This window comes from Streptomyces sp. NPDC048825, assembly GCF_043198355.1.
In the GTDB taxonomy this organism is placed as follows: domain Bacteria; phylum Actinomycetota; class Actinomycetes; order Streptomycetales; family Streptomycetaceae; genus Streptomyces; species Streptomyces xiangluensis.
The window spans coordinates 920,417-934,577 of the sequence record NZ_JBICUR010000001.1; the positions used below are offsets into that span (position 1 = coordinate 920,417).

Genomic DNA, 14,161 nt, shown 5'->3' on the forward strand with positions numbered 1-14,161 from the left:
CACCGGCCATGAGGGAGCCGCATGTCCTTGATCACCACCCTCGCCCGACTCGAAGCCGTCGACACCGGCCGGGCACAGCCCCTCGCCACCGTGCGGCACCGGCACCTCACCGAGCGCCCCCTCGTCTTCGTACCGCTCACCACCGCCGGAGAAGCCGGGGCCCCGCTGGGGGCACTCGTCGGCACCGACCGCGAAGCGCCCCGTCTGCTCGTCGTGCCGCAGCCACGAGACCGCGACCTGCGGTTCACGTTCCTCGCCGAGCTGGCGGGAGTCGTGCTCCCGTACATCGACTCGTACGGCGAGGACGTCGAGGCCGCGGAGCGCACCGAGACCGATCCGGAAACCGGTAAGCGGGTCAAGGTCGAGGTCGAACTGTGCGCGGACGCACCGCAGTTGATCGTGCCGAGCCGGGCCGGTGTCGACTTCGTACGGCTTCTCGGGCGCTCCATGCGCTTCCGACGCACCTCCGAGCAGGACCCGGAAGCGCCTCATCCGGCACCCCCGCACGTACCGCTGCTCGGGCGATGGCTGACGCACTACGGGGAGCGGGCCCGGGTGCCCGGCTCCGCACTGCTGCTCGCCCTCACGGACGTGCTGTCGCGGCACTGGGCCACCGGCCAGAGCAGCCTGGAGGACCAGCACCTCGGCGCGCTCCTCGCCTGGATCGACCCTCCCGAGGGCGAGTCCGGCGCCGAGGCCGCGCTGCGGGCCGAGCTCCAGCGCGACGCCAGGGGGCAGCTCATGTGCCCGCCCGCCGGACCCGCCACCGACCCGGCGTTCGACAACAAGCTGCTCGCCCCCGCCATCGAGCGCTACGACCGGGCACGTACGGCACTCGCCGCCGCCGAGGACGGCCTGCAGGCGGACGACCGGCTCGGTGAACTCACCGCCGCCGAGCGCGGGATCCGCGACCTCGTCGACAGCCGCACCCGCCCCACCTGGGATGCGGTGTGGCGCGGCCTCGACCTGTTGCGCGCCCTGCCCGAGGGCACCCACGCCGCCGACCGCTGGACCCGCGACCGCTGGTCGTTCACCGGCCACCGGGACCGTGTCCTCGCAGGCGAGCCCCCGCAGCCGCGCCGGGACGACGCGGTCACCGCCGCGAACAAGCTAGCGACACGCGAGCGCGAACAGGCCCGGCTGGAAGCACAGGAAGCCCTCGACGATCCGCTCGTCATGGCCGGACGGCGGCTCGCCGGGGAGGCCTTCGCCGGCGAGGTCACGGACGTCGTCATGGCGTACAGCGAAAGCAAGCGCCCCAGCCCGCGCCCCCTCGTGACGGTCCGCACGGACGACCGGCCGCACCTCGCCGAGCGCGCCAAGGTCTACCGCTCGCTCGGCGGAAAACCGCAGGCGGCCGAGTACGTCGAGGGGACATACGAGGAGGACGGCGCCGACGCCGGAGGCATGAGCGTCGTCCTGCGCATCGTCGACAAGATGGGCCGCGGCAAGGAACCCGAGACCGGTTCCGTCCCCGAGAAGGGCGACCTCGCCTGCTTCACGCTCTTCGAGCACGAGCAGCGGGGCGGCGCGAAGCTGCCCGACCCGGAGGACACGCCGTGGACGCATGGCGGCCCACCGGGTGAGGCGACGGATCCGCCAGCCGACGCCGTGACCGAGGAGGACACCCTTTGACGACCACGACTGCTGTGTTCGACCCCGGCGCCGAAGCCGCCCGCGCCACCGACGCGATCCTGCGCGACACCCTGCGCGGGGCGCACCGCGGTGTCGTCGTCGACTCCCCGCCCGGCGCCGGCAAGTCCACGCTCGTCGTCCGCGCCGCACTCGAACTGGCCGAGGCGGGACGTCCGTTGATGGTCATCGCCCAGACCAACGCACAGGTCGACGATCTGGTCCTGCGGCTCGCCGAGAAGAACCCGGAGCTGCCCGTCGGCCGCCTGCACAGCAGCGACCCGGACCCCTACGACAAGGCACTCGACGACTTGCCGAACGTCCGCAAGTCGGCGAAGGCCGGAGATCTCGCCGGGCTCGACGTCGTCATCTCCACGGCGGCCAAGTGGGCCCATGTCAAGGGCGTCGAGCCCTGGGGGCACGCGATCGTCGACGAGGCGTACCAGATGCGCTCGGACGCTCTGCTCGCCGTCGCCGGCCTCTTCGAGCGGGCGCTGTTCGTGGGCGACCCCGGCCAGCTGGACCCGTTCGCGATCGTCGGCTCGGAGCAGTGGGCGGGCCTGTCGTACGACCCGTCCGCCTCGGCCGTGACGACGCTGCTCGCCCACAACCCGCAGCTGCCGCAGCACCGCCTCCCCGTCTCCTGGCGGCTCCCGGCGTCGGCGGCGCCGCTGGTCTCGGCCGCGTTCTACCCGTACACCCCGTTCCGCAGCGGCACGGACCACGACGACCGGCGGCTGGACTTCACGGTCCCGTCGGACGGTTCGGGCCCCGACCGCGTGATCGACGAGGCGGCCGAGGCGGGCTGGGGCCTGCTGGAACTCCCCGCCCGGCACACACCTCGTACGGACCCCGAGGCGGTACGCGCACTGGCCCAGGTCGTACGCCGCCTCCTGGACCGAGGCGGCGCGGCCACATCCGAGCGCTCCCCCGACCCGACCCCCCTGACCGCCGACCGCATCGCCGTGGGCACGGCCCACCGCGACCAGGCGGCAGCGGTCCGCTCGGCCCTGGCGGAGCTGGGCGCCGGGGACGTGACCGTCGACACGGCGAACCGCCTCCAGGGCCGCGAATACGACGTCACGGTCGTCCTGCACCCCCTCTCCGGCCGCCCCGACGCCACGGCCTTCCACCTGGAAACGGGCCGCCTCTGCGTACTCGCCTCCCGCCACCGCCACGCCTGCATCGTCATCAGCCGAGCCGGAGTACCCGACCTCCTGGACGACCACCCCTCCACGGAACCGGTCCAGCTCGGAGTCACGGTGAAGTTCCCGGATGGCTGGGAAGCGAACCACGCGGTGCTCGCCCACCTGTCGGAACACCGGGTGCCATGGCAGCCCTGACCGACCGCGAAGGCGATCCCGAGCTCTTCTACCTGTGCCCGAGTGAGCGACTGCGCGTCGGGCGGGCCTGAGGCCCACTTGCGCGGTCAAGAGACAATGGACGGTGGCCCACCCACTAGGACGGGTCGTCCACCGCATGAGGAGGAGAAGTCATGGCGGAGCAAACGCCGCGTCGGAGCGAGCCGCGGCTTCGCCCCGCGCCCCTGCTCTTCGAGCCGGCGGAAGCCGCCTCCGATCCGGAGCATTTCTTCGACCTGGAGTCGATCGACGATCCACGTGCGCTGCTGGACCGTGCCACGGAGCTGACGCACGCGTTCCGGGCTGCCACCGACCGTGCCGTCGAGTTCCAGGCGATCGCCGCAGCGCAGCTCGCCGACCCTCGCCGGTTCGACCGGCTCACCCCGGCCGATATCGCCGAGCGGGCGGAGTGGACCGAGGACTACGCGAAGAGAATGGTCGACTTCGGCCGGGAACTGCTCAGCGGGACGAACGGCAAGGGGCTCGGGCACGGAATCGGCGACCTGACCTGAGCCGGCGAACCTGAAGCCGGGGAACCCGAAGCCGGGGAACCTGGTTCGGCGAAGCCTGAGCCCGGGGCAAAGATCCCGCGGCATATGCCGGGTGGGCAAGCTACCCCACTCGCACCCCTCCTGTCCCGATTTCCGGCGACTCCTCGCAATCGGACCCTCACCCGCAGTAGACCTATGCGCCATGAGCGGCATGAGCAGCACAGGGAACCCGGCACGCACCGTCGCGCCCAGCGCACGTACCGTCGCGCAAGGTGCACTCACCCTCACCTCGGACGGAGCCGCCTGGCTCGCGTCCGCGCAAAGCCACACGCACACCACCGTCGCCGTCCGCAACGACCGGTCCACCACCCCGGCGGTCCTCCCCTGCGGCGCCGCCTTCGACGTCGTCAACGCTCCCGCGATCTTCGGCCGCCGCATGCTGGACCAGCTGTGGGGCGAGGGGCCGGGTTCGGGGCCGGTGGCCGTGTACCGGGGTCGGATGCTCCTGTTCGCGACGCCGGGCACCGCTCAGCGCCTGCCCGTGCTCCTGAAGTGGGAGGAGTGGGGCTCCGACGGCGGCGCGGGCCGCAGCCGCGCGATCCCGCCGCTGCTCTGCCACGGCAGGGGCGACGCGGTGACGATCCCGCCCGCGGGCACGACACCCGGCGACCCCGCACCCCTCCCCACACCCGCCCGCTGGCTCGTCGCCCCCGACACCCGGCGGCCCTGGCTGCCGGGCCCGGAGGTCCTGCTCTGGGCCGCGGTACGCGCAGCTCGGGCGGCCCGGATATCGATTTTTCCTCCCGCCGACCTGGGTGCTAAGGTCTACGACGTCAGCAGGCGCCGCTAGCTCAGTTGGTTAGAGCAGCTGACTCTTAATCAGCGGGTCCGGGGTTCGAGTCCCTGGCGGCGCACAGACGGTGAGAAGCCCCTCGCGGAAGCGGGGGGTTTTTCGCGTATCCGTACGCACCCGGCTCAACCCGTAGAGATCGTCACCGTCCACGCCCCCGAATCCGTGCGGTCCTCCACCTCGAGCCGTACGCCCTCCCCCGGCACCGTGAAGCTCTCCCCGAGCCCGACCGGGGCGTCCGCGAGCGGTGGATAGACCGAGTCCTCCCAGCAGGCGGCGGTGTCGGGGTGCGCGTCGAGGACCTCGACCGGTCCGCCTCCGGACACGGTCTCACTGCGTACGCGATAGACGAGCACCCCCTGTGAACAGACCGCTCCGTCGTTCCCGACGGGCCCTCGCGCCTCGAAGGCGATCACGCTGTCCCGCCCGGTGCGCACCACCGCCAGCTTGGTCCCACCCCCCAGTCCGAACCCGAGACCACCCGATCCCAGCTCACTCGACCCCAGCTCACCCGATCCCAGTCCCCCCGAAGGGAACCCCGACCCGCCCCCCAGCCGTCTCCCCCTGAACTCGGACTCGACAGCCTCCGCCCCCTCCGCACCCCCAGCCGCCCCGGCCACCGCCGCACCACCCGCCCCCAAGGGCTCCAACGTCATCCGCGTCCCCTCGCCGCCCGCCGCCTGCACACACGACACCTGTCGCGGATCCAGCCAGCCGAGCTTCCACTTGTGCCAGCCGAAGAGATCCGGTGCGAGCCCGAACTGGCTGCCCATGAGGTCCCAGTCGCCTACGTAGGTGTCCCAGTCCCCCTTGTCGTCGGCCGGCCGGTGGTAGAGGTCGGGCAGGTCGAAGACATGGCCCGTTTCGTGGGCCAGGACCAGCCGGTCCGGCGGATGCCGCTCGAAGACCGTGACGACCCGGCGGATGTCCGTGCCGTCGGCCCGTAGCGGTGCCTCGAGGTTGACCACCTTCGTCGCGTCCGAGTTGACGCCGGGGGCGTCCGGGTCGGCGACGAAGTAGACGACGTCGTAGCGCGAGAAGTCGACCCGGGGGTCGGACGCGACGAGGGCGTCGCGCAGATACGCCGAACGGCGCGCCGAGTTCCAGTCGCGCTTTATGGCGTACGCCGTGGAGGCGCGCGGCATCGGGAGCCATTCGCGGAGCGGATGCGGGCGCAACGTGAACTTGCCGTAGGAGGCGCGTTCGAAGAAGCGGCTGGTGGCCGGGAAGTGGTCGGCCGTCAGTTCGGTGGGTGTGGTCTGTGGGACGGAGTCGGGGAAGGAGAGGAAGATCATCACGGCGTCGAGGCGGCGGTCGGGGCGCGGATAGGCGGCGTTCCAGGTGTCGAGGCCCTCGGAGTGGTGGGCATCGGTCCGCTTCAGGGCGCAGGGCGTCGAGGGGGGTACGGCGTTCGAGGAGCCCGCCGCCAGGGAGGTGGCGGCGAGCGCCGTCATGGAGGTGAAAAGTGCCGCGGGACCATGCCAACGAGGTCGTGCCCCGCCACGGGTGAGCCCCTTGAGGGGGAACAGACGCGGCACTTCGACCTCCGGTGCGGAATTCGGGATACCACACCCAGCTTGTGCGCATTTGATACCTAACGCCTTGTTTGTCTGCACCAGAAGGGTGAGCACGTCGGCATCCGGACGAGCACGTCACGGGAGCAAGCACACCCCGAGCACTCACGGAACGTCACAAGCGATCGGCCACTGAAGGAACCTGTCCACGTGCGGGCAGAAACGATCTGTCAGAAGAGCCGGTTAATTGGGGAGACTGAGGAGTAGCTGGAAGGCGTTCGGGCCAGCCTCTATGATCGGCACACTTTCCTGCGCGGACACGGCTAGAGCGGCCGTCCTCCACCGGCCGACCACCCGACGAGACCTGTACGAGTAACGAGTGCACAGCGGGAGCGAACGGTGAGCGGAATGTCCGATGGGCCGGTGCCTGCGGCAGACCTCGTCCGGCCGAGCGTCACAAAGAGTGACAGTCAGCCGCTTTCTCACGAGAAGACGACCCCACGCGCCGACACTCACACCCCATGCGTCGACACGCGTACCACACGTACCGAACCGGTGACATCACGCGCCGAGGCCGAGCCTCCACGCGCCCCCACCGAAAACCATCAGACCGACGAGCTCGAAGACCGCACGTTCCGGGCCGCCTTCGACGCGGCCCCCGTGGCAATGGCCGTCGTCGACCGCGAGGGCCTGGTCGTCACGGCCAACGACGCGCTGGCCGCGCTGCTCGGCGCCGGCCCGGACGGTCTGGCGGGCCGGGTCGCCGCCGATCTGGTGGACCTCGCCTCCGACGCCCGCACCTGGCACGCGTACCGCGAGGTGCTCCGCGGCCGGCAGGCCAGACTGCGCTGCACCCGACGGCTCAAACACCCCGACGGGCACTCCCTTTGGGCCCAGGTGACGGTCTCTCCGCTGCCCGAGGAGGAGCAGGCCGTACTGGTCTCGGTCTGCGACATCAGCGCCCGCCGTGAACTCCAGGCGCGCCTGCGGCACTTGCAGATGCACGACCCGGTGACGCGGCTGCCCAACCGCACCCTGTTCTTCGAGCGCCTGTCGGCCGCGCTGGAGGCCGAGGCGTACGAGGAGTCCGGCACCGGCCGGATCGGTCTGTGCTACCTGGACCTTGACGGCTTCAAGGCGGTCAACGACACACTCGGCCACCGCATCGGCGACCGGCTGCTCGCGGCCGTCGCCGAGCGGCTGACGCGCTGCGCGGACGAGGCCGGGCACGCGCGAGCGGCCAAGCCGCTGGTCGCCCGGCTCGGCGGCGACGAGTTCGCGCTGCTGGTCGAGGACTCGACGGGTACGGAGCAGCTGGCGGAGCTCGCCAAGTCCGTACTGACGGCCCTTCAGGCGCCCTTCGACATCTCCGGGCAGCGGCTGTCGGTCTCGGCCTCGATCGGGGTCGTCGAGCGGCATGCGGCCGACACCACCGCGACGGGTCTGATGCAGGCCGCCGATACGACGCTGTACTGGGCGAAGGCCGACGGAAAGTCCCGCTGGACGCTCTTCGACCCGGAGCGCAACGCTCACCGCATGACGCGTCAGGCCCTCGCCTCCACGCTCCGGCCCGCCATCGAGAAGGGTGAATTCGCCCTGGAGTACCAGCCGTTGGTGGGCATGGACGACGGCGGTGTGCGAGGGGTCGAGGCGCTGGTGCGCTGGAACCATCCTCAGTTCGGCACACTGACGCCGAATCGGTTCATCGGACTGGCTGAAGAAGACGGTTCGATCGTGCAGTTGGGGCGCTGGGTGCTGGCCGCCGCCTGTCGGCAGGCACGCCGCTGGCAGTTGGACCACCCGGATGTGCCGCCGGTCTTCGTCAGCGTGAACGTGGCGGTGCGTCAGGTCTGGGACTCGGATCTGGTGGCGGATGTCGCGGCGATCCTCACGGAGACCGGACTCGCCCCGCATCTCCTCCAGTTGGAGCTCACCGAGTCGGCCGTGATGGGCTCGGCGGGCCGCCCGCTGCAGGCCCTGCAAGCGCTCAGCGACATGGGCGTACGCATCGCCATCGACGACTTCGGCACCGGGTACTCCAACCTCGCCTACCTCAGCCGCCTCCCGGTCTCCGTGCTGAAGCTCGACGGCTCGTTCGTGCGGGGCTTCCAGTACGAGGAGGCGGGCGACCGCGCGAACCCCGCCGACGAGGTCATCGTCGAGGCCCTCATCGAACTCGCCCACCGGCTGGGCCTGACGGTCACCGCCGAGTGCGTGGAGACCGCCGGGCAGGCCTCCCGGCTGCGGCGTATCGGCTGCGACACCGGCCAGGGGTGGCTGTACTCCCGGCCGGTGGCGGCGGATCGTATCTCCGCACTATTGACTGGGGTGGACTGTCCTCAGACCTGAGCCGTCCGAGTCTGCGGCAACTCGTAGGCGTCGGCGATCAGTTCGTACGAGCGCAGGCGTACGTCTCCGCTGTGGGCGTGGCTGGTGAGCATCAACTCGTCGGCGCCCGTGCGCTTTTGGAGGTCGTCGAGGCCGGTGCGGACCTGGTCCGCGGTGCCGTGGACGACGTTGGAGTTCCAGTCGTCCATGAACTCCCGCTCCATGGGGCTGAATTCGTACGCCTCCGCCTCCTCGGGGGTGGGGACGAGTCCCGGACGGCCGGTGCGCAGGCGGATCATGTTCAGGGCGGCGGCCATGACCTGGCGGCGGGCCTCCTTCTCGTCGTCCGTGGCGAGGGCGGAGACGGCGATGAGGGCGTACGGGGCGTCGAGGACTTCGGAGGGTGTGAACGACTCCCGGTAGAGGTCGAGGGCCGGGATCGTGTTCCGCGCCGAGAAGTGGTGCGCGAAGGCGAACGGGAGGCCCAGGGCGCCGGCGAGGCGGGCGCTGAAGCCGGAGGAGCCGAGGAGCCAGACGGGTGGGCGGTGCGGGTCCTGTACGCCACCCGGGGATGTGGACTGGATGGGGCCCGGGACCGCGTGGATACGGGCGTAGGGGTGGCCGTCCGGGAAGTCGTCGTCCAGGAAGCGGGTGAGCTCCGCGAGTTGCTGGGGGAAGTCGTCTGCGCCCTCGTTGAGCCGGTCGGTGCGGCGGAGGGCCGCGGCCGTTGCGCCGTCCGTGCCGGGGGCTCGGCCGAGGCCCAGGTCGATGCGGCCCGGGGCCATGGCCTCGAGGGTGCCGAACTGTTCCGCTATGACGAGGGGGGCGTGGTTGGGCAGCATCACTCCGCCCGAGCCGAGGCGTATCCGGTCCGTGTGGGCGGCGAGGTGGGCGAGGATCACGGCGGGGGAGGTCGAGGCGACGCCCGGCATGGAGTGGTGCTCGGCGACCCAGTAACGGTGGAATCCGCGGCTCTCTGCGAGGCGTACCAGCTCGACGCTGGTGCGCAGGGCGTCGGTGGCGGTGTGGCCCGCGCCCACGGTTGCCAGGTCCAGCACGGAGAGCGGCACCTGTGCGGTGCCTGCCGTGTCGCCTCGTATCTCGTCTGCCGCCACGGGGTGCCTCCTGCTGGGTACGACGTCGGGTCCGCGCGTACCTAACGGGGGACTGTCTCCGGTTATTCCGCCCCGCCGTTCAGTGCCCGGGCACGTACCCCCGCCGCTTGTCCACCACGTTCGGCAACGGCTCCCCCGCCTCCCACAGCTCGTACAACTCCACGAACTGCGCCCCGAGTTCGTCCCGCCAGCCGATGGTGTCGCCGCTCATGTGCGGCGAGACGATCAGTCCGGGGAGCTCCCACAGGGGGCTCTCGGAGGTGAGGGGCTCGTGCTCGAAGACGTCGAGCGCCGCCCCTGCGATCCAGTGCTTCGACAGGGCGTCCGCGAGCGCGTTCTCGTCTACGAGCTGTCCGCGCCCGATGTTGATGAAGCGCGCGGAGGGCTGCATCAGGCCGAAGCGCCGTGCGTCGAACATTCCGTGGGTCTCGTCGGTGAGGGGTGCCGCGGACACCACCCAGTCGGCGCGCGCCATGAGCCGGTCGAGTTCGTCCGGGCCGTGGACGCCGGTGCGTGGAGTACGTCCCACCAGGGCCGTTTTGATGCCGAGGGCCTTCAGGGTCTGCTCGATCGCCCGCCCGATCGGCCCCGAACCCACCACGCACGCGCGCGTGCCCGCGACCCGCTGCGACTCACGGTGCCGCCACTGGCGGGCCCGCTGGAGTTCCCACGTACGCGGCAGATCCTTGGCCATCGCAAGGACGAGCGCGGCCACGTACTCGGCGATCGGCTGGTCGAAGACGCCGCGGGCGTTCGTCACCACCGTGTCGGACGCGGCGAGCTCCGGGCACATCAGGTGGTCCACGCCCGCGCTCGCCGTGTGCACCCAGCGGGGCCGCGGGCCCTCACCCGGCCAGGCGCGGCGCACGGCGTGTGAGGTGAAGTTCCACACAAGCAGGACGTCCGCGGTCGGCAGCAGCGAGGCCAGCGTCGCCTCGTCGGCGTATTCGATCCGGGCCCGTCCGGCGAGTCTGCCGAGCCGGGGCGACGGTTCAGCGTCCAGCACCAGAAGGGTCATTGTTTCGGCCTCGTGCGCGGGATCAGGAGCGGTCATCGGGGAGAAACCGTTTCGCAATGAGAGTCCGCTTCTCTTGAGTCGGACGCACTGACGGGGAAACTGCGGGAGCCGTCTGAGATGCGCGGATTGACCACGCTCGCACCGGAACCTACCTTCGTCAACATGGACGCGTAGGCGGTCCGCTTTCCTGTCCCGACGTCCCGGCATGCGCCGGCTTGTGTCCCCCGGCCCTCGGCCGGTTCTCCACCACTAGCTCGACTTGAGTTTGGGGCCTGCTCATGGACGTCTCCTTCCTTGGTGGACCGCACCCGCAGCGGGGTGTGGGCATCGTCGCTCCCTTCGACTTCGCCCTCGACCGGGAGCTCTGGCGCTGGGTGCCGGACGAGGTTTCACTGCATCTGACCCGAACCCCTTTTGTGCCCGTCGAGGTCAGCCTCGACCTCGCGCGGCTGGTCAGTGAGCATGAGACGCTCGGAGAGGCGGTGCGCGCGCTGAACGCGGTGCATCCCGAGGTCGTCGCGTACGCCTGTACGTCGGGCAGTTTCGTCGGCGGTATCGCGGGCGAGCGGGCGATGTGCGAGGCGATGACGCGGGCCGGGGAGGTGCAGTCCCTGACCACGTCCGGTGCGCTGCTGGAAGCCCTCCAGGAACTGGGTGCCCGCCGTATCGCCCTGGTCACGCCCTACACCGTGTCCGTGACCCAGGCTCTGGAGGAGTACCTCGCCGAGGCCGGTATCGAGATCATCGGCACCTCCTCTCTCGGCCTGACCCGGCACATCTGGAAGGTTCCCTACCGCGACGTCGTCGACATGGCCCGCGAGGCGGTACGCGGAGCCGCGGACGCGCTGTTCATCAGCTGCACCAACCTCCCCACGTACGACGTGATCCCGCAGCTGGAGGCCGAGCTGCGGATTCCCGTCATCTCAGCCAACCAGGTGACGATGTGGGCCGCACTGCGTCACATGGGTACGCGAGCAGTGGGGCCCTATCAGGCGCTGATCGACCACTCGGCGCGGCAGCGTCCGGTGACGCCGGAAGCACTGCCGGAGTCACTGCCGGGTGCAATGCCGGGCGCAATGCCGGGATCAGTGCCTGAATCGCAGGGGCCCGCACTGCCAGAAGAACAGGAAGGTTGGGCATGACGGCACTCGGATTCCTCTACCCGGGCTACTCGGCCGAGGACGACTACCCGCGCATCGAGCTGCTCCTGGGCAGCGACATCCGCCTCACGCTCGTCCACACGGACATCGGCGAGGACGCCCACCGTGAGGACGCGCTGCTGGAGATGGGCTCGGCGGCCCGGCTCGCGGCCGGCGTCGAGGAGCTGCGGCTGTCCGGCGCGGAGGCGGTGGTGTGGGCGTGCACGTCCGGCAGCTTCGTGTACGGCTGGGAGGGCGCCCATGAGCAGGTCCGCGCCCTCGCCCGTACGGCCGGCCTGCCCGCCTCCTCCACGTCCTTCGCCTTCGTCCATGCGATCCGTGAGATGGGCGCGCGACGGGTCGCGATCGCGGCGACGTATCCGGAGGATGTGGCCGCGTTGTTCTCCGCGTTCCTCAAGGACGCGGGGATCGAGGTGGTCTCCGTCCGTGGCAGCGGCATCATCACGGCGGCGGAGGTCGGAACGTGGGGTGCCGACGAGGTCCTCACCATGGCCCGCTCGGGCGATCACCCGGACGCGGACGCCGTCCTCCTCCCGGACACCGCCCTGCACACGGCCTCTCACCTCCCCGCCCTGGAGAAGACCCTGGCCAAGCCGGTCCTCACCGCGAACCAGGTCACGGTGTGGGAGGCCCTGCGTTTGGCTGACCGCCGGGTGAACGCGCCTGAGCTGGGGATGCTGTTCACAAGGGAGCCGATTGTGCAGGTGTGACCCTAGGAGTGGTGGATGACCGAGCTCACCGAGCTGACCGCGCTGCAACTCGTCGACGGATACCGCAAGGGTGAATTCAGCCCCGTGGACGTGGTGCGGGCCGCGCTCCAACGGGCCGAGGAGATCCAGCCCTCCGTGAACGCCTTCGTACGCCTCACCGGTGACGAGGCCCTCGCGCGGGCGCGGGAGTCGGCAGAGCGCTGGCGGCGCGGTGAGCCGGCCGGTCTGGTGGACGGGGTGCCGGTCACGGTGAAGGACATCCTCCTGATGCGCGGCGGGCCGACCCTGAAGGGTTCCAACACCGTACGTGTGGAGGGGCGTTGGGACGAGGACGCGCCCTCCGTGGCCCGGCTGCGGGAGCACGGCGCCGTCTTCCTGGGCAAGACGACGACGCCGGAGTTCGGGTGGAAGGGCGTCACGGACTCACCGCAGTCCGGGGTGACGCGGAATCCGTACGACGTGACGCGGACGTCGGGCGGTTCGAGCGGCGGGAGTGCTGCGGCCGTGGCCCTGGGCGCCGGCCCCCTGTCCCTCGGTACGGACGGCGGCGGCAGCGTCCGTATCCCCGCCGCGTTCTGCGGGATCTTCGCAATGAAGCCGACGTACGGGCGGGTGCCGCTGTATCCGGCGAGCGCGTTCGGGACGCTCGCGCATGTCGGGCCGATGACGCGGGACGCCGCGGACGCGGCCCTCATGCTGGAGGTGATCAGCGGCACGGACGCCCGAGACTGGTCCGCGCTCGCGCCGCCGACCGAACGGTTCACGGACGCGCTGGACGGCAGCGTACGGGGACTGCGCGTCGCGTACTCGCCCTCCCTCGGCGGGCAGGTACCCGTACGCCCCGGTGTCGCGGCTGCCGTGCGGCGGGGCGTGGAGGGTCTTGCCTCCCTCGGCGCATACGTCGAGGAGACCGACCCCGATTTCACCGAGCCCGTGGAGGCCTTCCACACCCTGTGGTTCAGCGGGGCCGCCCGGGTGACGCAGAATCTCGGCCCGCACCAGCGGGAGCTGCTGGATCCCGGGCTGCGGGAGATCTGCGAACAGGGCGCCCGCTACAGCGCGCTCGACTATCTGGCCGCGGTGGACGTACGGATGGACCTGGGCCGGAGGATGGGCCGCTTCCACGAGTCGTACGACCTGCTGGTCACGCCGACGCTGCCGATCACCGCGTTCGAGGCGGGCGTGGAGGTGCCGAAGGGCTCGGGGCACCGGCGCTGGACGGGCTGGACCCCGTTCACGTACCCCTTCAACATGTCGCAGCAGCCCGCCGCCAGCGTCCCCGTCGGCCTTGACGGGGACGGGCTTCCGGTGGGTCTGCAGATCGTGGCCGCCCGCCATCGGGACGACCTGGTACTGCGAGCGGCGCACGCGCTGTACGAGGCGGGGGTGGCCCATGTGGCTCCCCCGCCGCGCCGCACCGCCTAGGGCTGGGGCGCTTACGCCCGGCGGAAGCTGAGCGTCTCCCCCAGCGCGCCCGCACGCCACAGGTCGTTGCAGGCCTCCGCCATGGCCTCCAGGCCCTCGACGACCTGGCCCCAGACGATGCCGGGCACCCAGCCGACGTCGGCGTTGATCAGCAGGTTGTTGCGTTCGTAGAAGAGGGCCAGGTCGATCACCGGGGTGCCGGCCTGGACGCCGGAGGCCCCGCCGTAGCCGTACGACTGTGTCCCCAGCTGGGTGCCGGAGAAGGAGAAGTAGCACAGGTCGCCGGGGATGGGGGTGACGGTGGGGTTTTCGAGCGGGGGCTCGGCGGGGGCGAAGGCGGGGAGCAGGGTGTAGATCTCGTTGCGGGCGTACTTCGCGTGGTAGACGTCGCTGCCGAGCGGGAGCGCGTTCCACACCGCCTCGCAGGTGATGGGGGCGCGGTCGTCGAGGAGCTTTGCGGTGCAGTGGACTCCGCGCTTGGTCAGGGAGACGTCGATGTAACGGTCGGCCATGGTCACACCCGTACCCCGGTGTGGACCTGAATCCACAGGCAGGCC

Annotated in this window: 12 protein-coding genes and 1 tRNA gene; 9 read left to right on the forward strand and 4 right to left on the reverse strand. The window is 70.9% G+C overall.

The features are described 5' to 3' along the window. The first annotated feature begins 21 nt into the window (after positions 1–21). The 5 genes from ACGFNK_RS04220 to ACGFNK_RS04240 all read left to right on the forward strand — a co-directional run bounded on the left by ACGFNK_RS04220 (position 22) and on the right by ACGFNK_RS04240 (position 4,398). Positions 22–1,635: a hypothetical protein gene (locus ACGFNK_RS04220; protein ID WP_393411770.1), complete on the forward strand. Its 1,614-nt coding sequence runs from the start codon at positions 22–24 to the stop codon at positions 1,633–1,635. Further along, the gene (locus tag ACGFNK_RS04225) at positions 1,632–2,975 is read left to right on the forward strand and encodes an AAA domain-containing protein (RefSeq protein ID WP_393411772.1); all 1,344 of its coding nucleotides are present in this window, start codon (positions 1,632–1,634) and stop codon (positions 2,973–2,975) included. Before ACGFNK_RS04220 ends, ACGFNK_RS04225 begins: the two co-directional genes overlap by 4 nt. Positions 2,976–3,127: 152 nt before the next feature. Next, entirely contained in the window at positions 3,128–3,505 is a 378-nt protein-coding gene (locus ACGFNK_RS04230) for a hypothetical protein (RefSeq protein ID WP_386352459.1), read from the forward strand. A gap of 190 nt (positions 3,506–3,695) precedes the next feature. Then, positions 3,696–4,334, forward strand: coding sequence for a hypothetical protein (locus ACGFNK_RS04235; RefSeq protein ID WP_393411774.1), 639 nt, complete (start codon positions 3,696–3,698; stop codon positions 4,332–4,334). Beyond that, positions 4,325–4,398: transfer RNA gene (locus tag ACGFNK_RS04240), tRNA-Lys, on the forward strand. The genes ACGFNK_RS04235 and ACGFNK_RS04240 overlap by 10 nt, the downstream gene beginning before the upstream one ends. 61 nt (positions 4,399–4,459) lie before the next feature. Here ACGFNK_RS04240 and ACGFNK_RS04245 read toward each other — a convergent pair. Further along, positions 4,460–5,788, reverse strand: coding sequence for a M6 family metalloprotease domain-containing protein (locus tag ACGFNK_RS04245; protein ID WP_393411776.1), 1,329 nt, complete (start codon positions 5,786–5,788; stop codon positions 4,460–4,462). Between the two features lie 468 nt (positions 5,789–6,256). Between ACGFNK_RS04245 and ACGFNK_RS04250 the strand changes: the two genes are divergently transcribed. After that, positions 6,257–8,197, forward strand: coding sequence for a putative bifunctional diguanylate cyclase/phosphodiesterase (locus ACGFNK_RS04250; protein ID WP_393411778.1), 1,941 nt, complete (start codon positions 6,257–6,259; stop codon positions 8,195–8,197). Here the strand turns inward: ACGFNK_RS04250 and ACGFNK_RS04255 are convergent. Continuing rightward, complete coding sequence (locus ACGFNK_RS04255; protein WP_393411780.1) at positions 8,188–9,291, reverse strand: LLM class flavin-dependent oxidoreductase; 1,104 nt, start codon at positions 9,289–9,291, stop codon at positions 8,188–8,190. The two genes, ACGFNK_RS04250 and ACGFNK_RS04255, sit on opposite strands and share 10 nt — an antisense overlap. A 79-nt stretch (positions 9,292–9,370) precedes the next feature. Next, positions 9,371–10,345, reverse strand: a complete 975-nt coding sequence (locus ACGFNK_RS04260; RefSeq protein ID WP_393411782.1) for a D-2-hydroxyacid dehydrogenase — start codon at positions 10,343–10,345, stop codon at positions 9,371–9,373. A gap of 242 nt (positions 10,346–10,587) precedes the next feature. Between ACGFNK_RS04260 and ACGFNK_RS04265 the strand changes: the two genes are divergently transcribed. The 3 genes from ACGFNK_RS04265 to ACGFNK_RS04275 are packed head-to-tail and all read left to right on the forward strand — an operon-like array spanning position 10,588 to position 13,604. Next, positions 10,588–11,451, forward strand: a complete 864-nt coding sequence (locus ACGFNK_RS04265) for a decarboxylase (protein ID WP_393411784.1) — start codon at positions 10,588–10,590, stop codon at positions 11,449–11,451. Continuing rightward, on the forward strand, positions 11,448–12,179 hold the full coding sequence (locus ACGFNK_RS04270) for a decarboxylase (RefSeq protein ID WP_393411786.1): 732 nt from the start codon (positions 11,448–11,450) through the stop codon (positions 12,177–12,179). Before ACGFNK_RS04265 ends, ACGFNK_RS04270 begins: the two co-directional genes overlap by 4 nt. A 15-nt stretch (positions 12,180–12,194) precedes the next feature. Beyond that, positions 12,195–13,604 (forward strand): amidase, encoded by a 1,410-nt coding sequence (locus ACGFNK_RS04275; protein ID WP_393411788.1) that lies wholly within the window; start codon positions 12,195–12,197, stop codon positions 13,602–13,604. An 11-nt stretch (positions 13,605–13,615) separates the two neighbouring features. Here the strand turns inward: ACGFNK_RS04275 and ACGFNK_RS04280 are convergent, their stop codons facing one another. Then, positions 13,616–14,116 (reverse strand): DUF3830 family protein, encoded by a 501-nt coding sequence (locus ACGFNK_RS04280; RefSeq protein ID WP_393411790.1) that lies wholly within the window; start codon positions 14,114–14,116, stop codon positions 13,616–13,618. Between the last annotated feature and the right edge of the window lie 45 nt (positions 14,117–14,161).

Excerpts from the sequence above, each read along its gene's own strand:
- ACGFNK_RS04220 (WP_393411770.1), top strand. The coding sequence starts at position 22 with ATGTCCTTGATCACCACCCTCGCCCGACTCGAAGCCGTCGACACCGGC.
- ACGFNK_RS04230 (WP_386352459.1), top strand. The coding sequence starts at position 3,128 with ATGGCGGAGCAAACGCCGCGTCGGAGCGAGCCGCGGCTTCGCCCCGCG.
- ACGFNK_RS04235 (WP_393411774.1), top strand. The coding sequence starts at position 3,696 with ATGAGCAGCACAGGGAACCCGGCACGCACCGTCGCGCCCAGCGCACGT.
- ACGFNK_RS04245 (WP_393411776.1), bottom strand. The coding sequence starts at position 5,788 with ATGACGGCGCTCGCCGCCACCTCCCTGGCGGCGGGCTCCTCGAACGCC.
- ACGFNK_RS04250 (WP_393411778.1), top strand. The coding sequence starts at position 6,257 with ATGTCCGATGGGCCGGTGCCTGCGGCAGACCTCGTCCGGCCGAGCGTC.
- ACGFNK_RS04260 (WP_393411782.1), bottom strand. The coding sequence starts at position 10,345 with ATGACCGCTCCTGATCCCGCGCACGAGGCCGAAACAATGACCCTTCTG.
- ACGFNK_RS04265 (WP_393411784.1), top strand. The coding sequence starts at position 10,588 with ATGGACGTCTCCTTCCTTGGTGGACCGCACCCGCAGCGGGGTGTGGGC.
- ACGFNK_RS04270 (WP_393411786.1), top strand. The coding sequence starts at position 11,448 with ATGACGGCACTCGGATTCCTCTACCCGGGCTACTCGGCCGAGGACGAC.
- ACGFNK_RS04275 (WP_393411788.1), top strand. The coding sequence starts at position 12,195 with ATGACCGAGCTCACCGAGCTGACCGCGCTGCAACTCGTCGACGGATAC.
- ACGFNK_RS04280 (WP_393411790.1), bottom strand. The coding sequence starts at position 14,116 with ATGGCCGACCGTTACATCGACGTCTCCCTGACCAAGCGCGGAGTCCAC.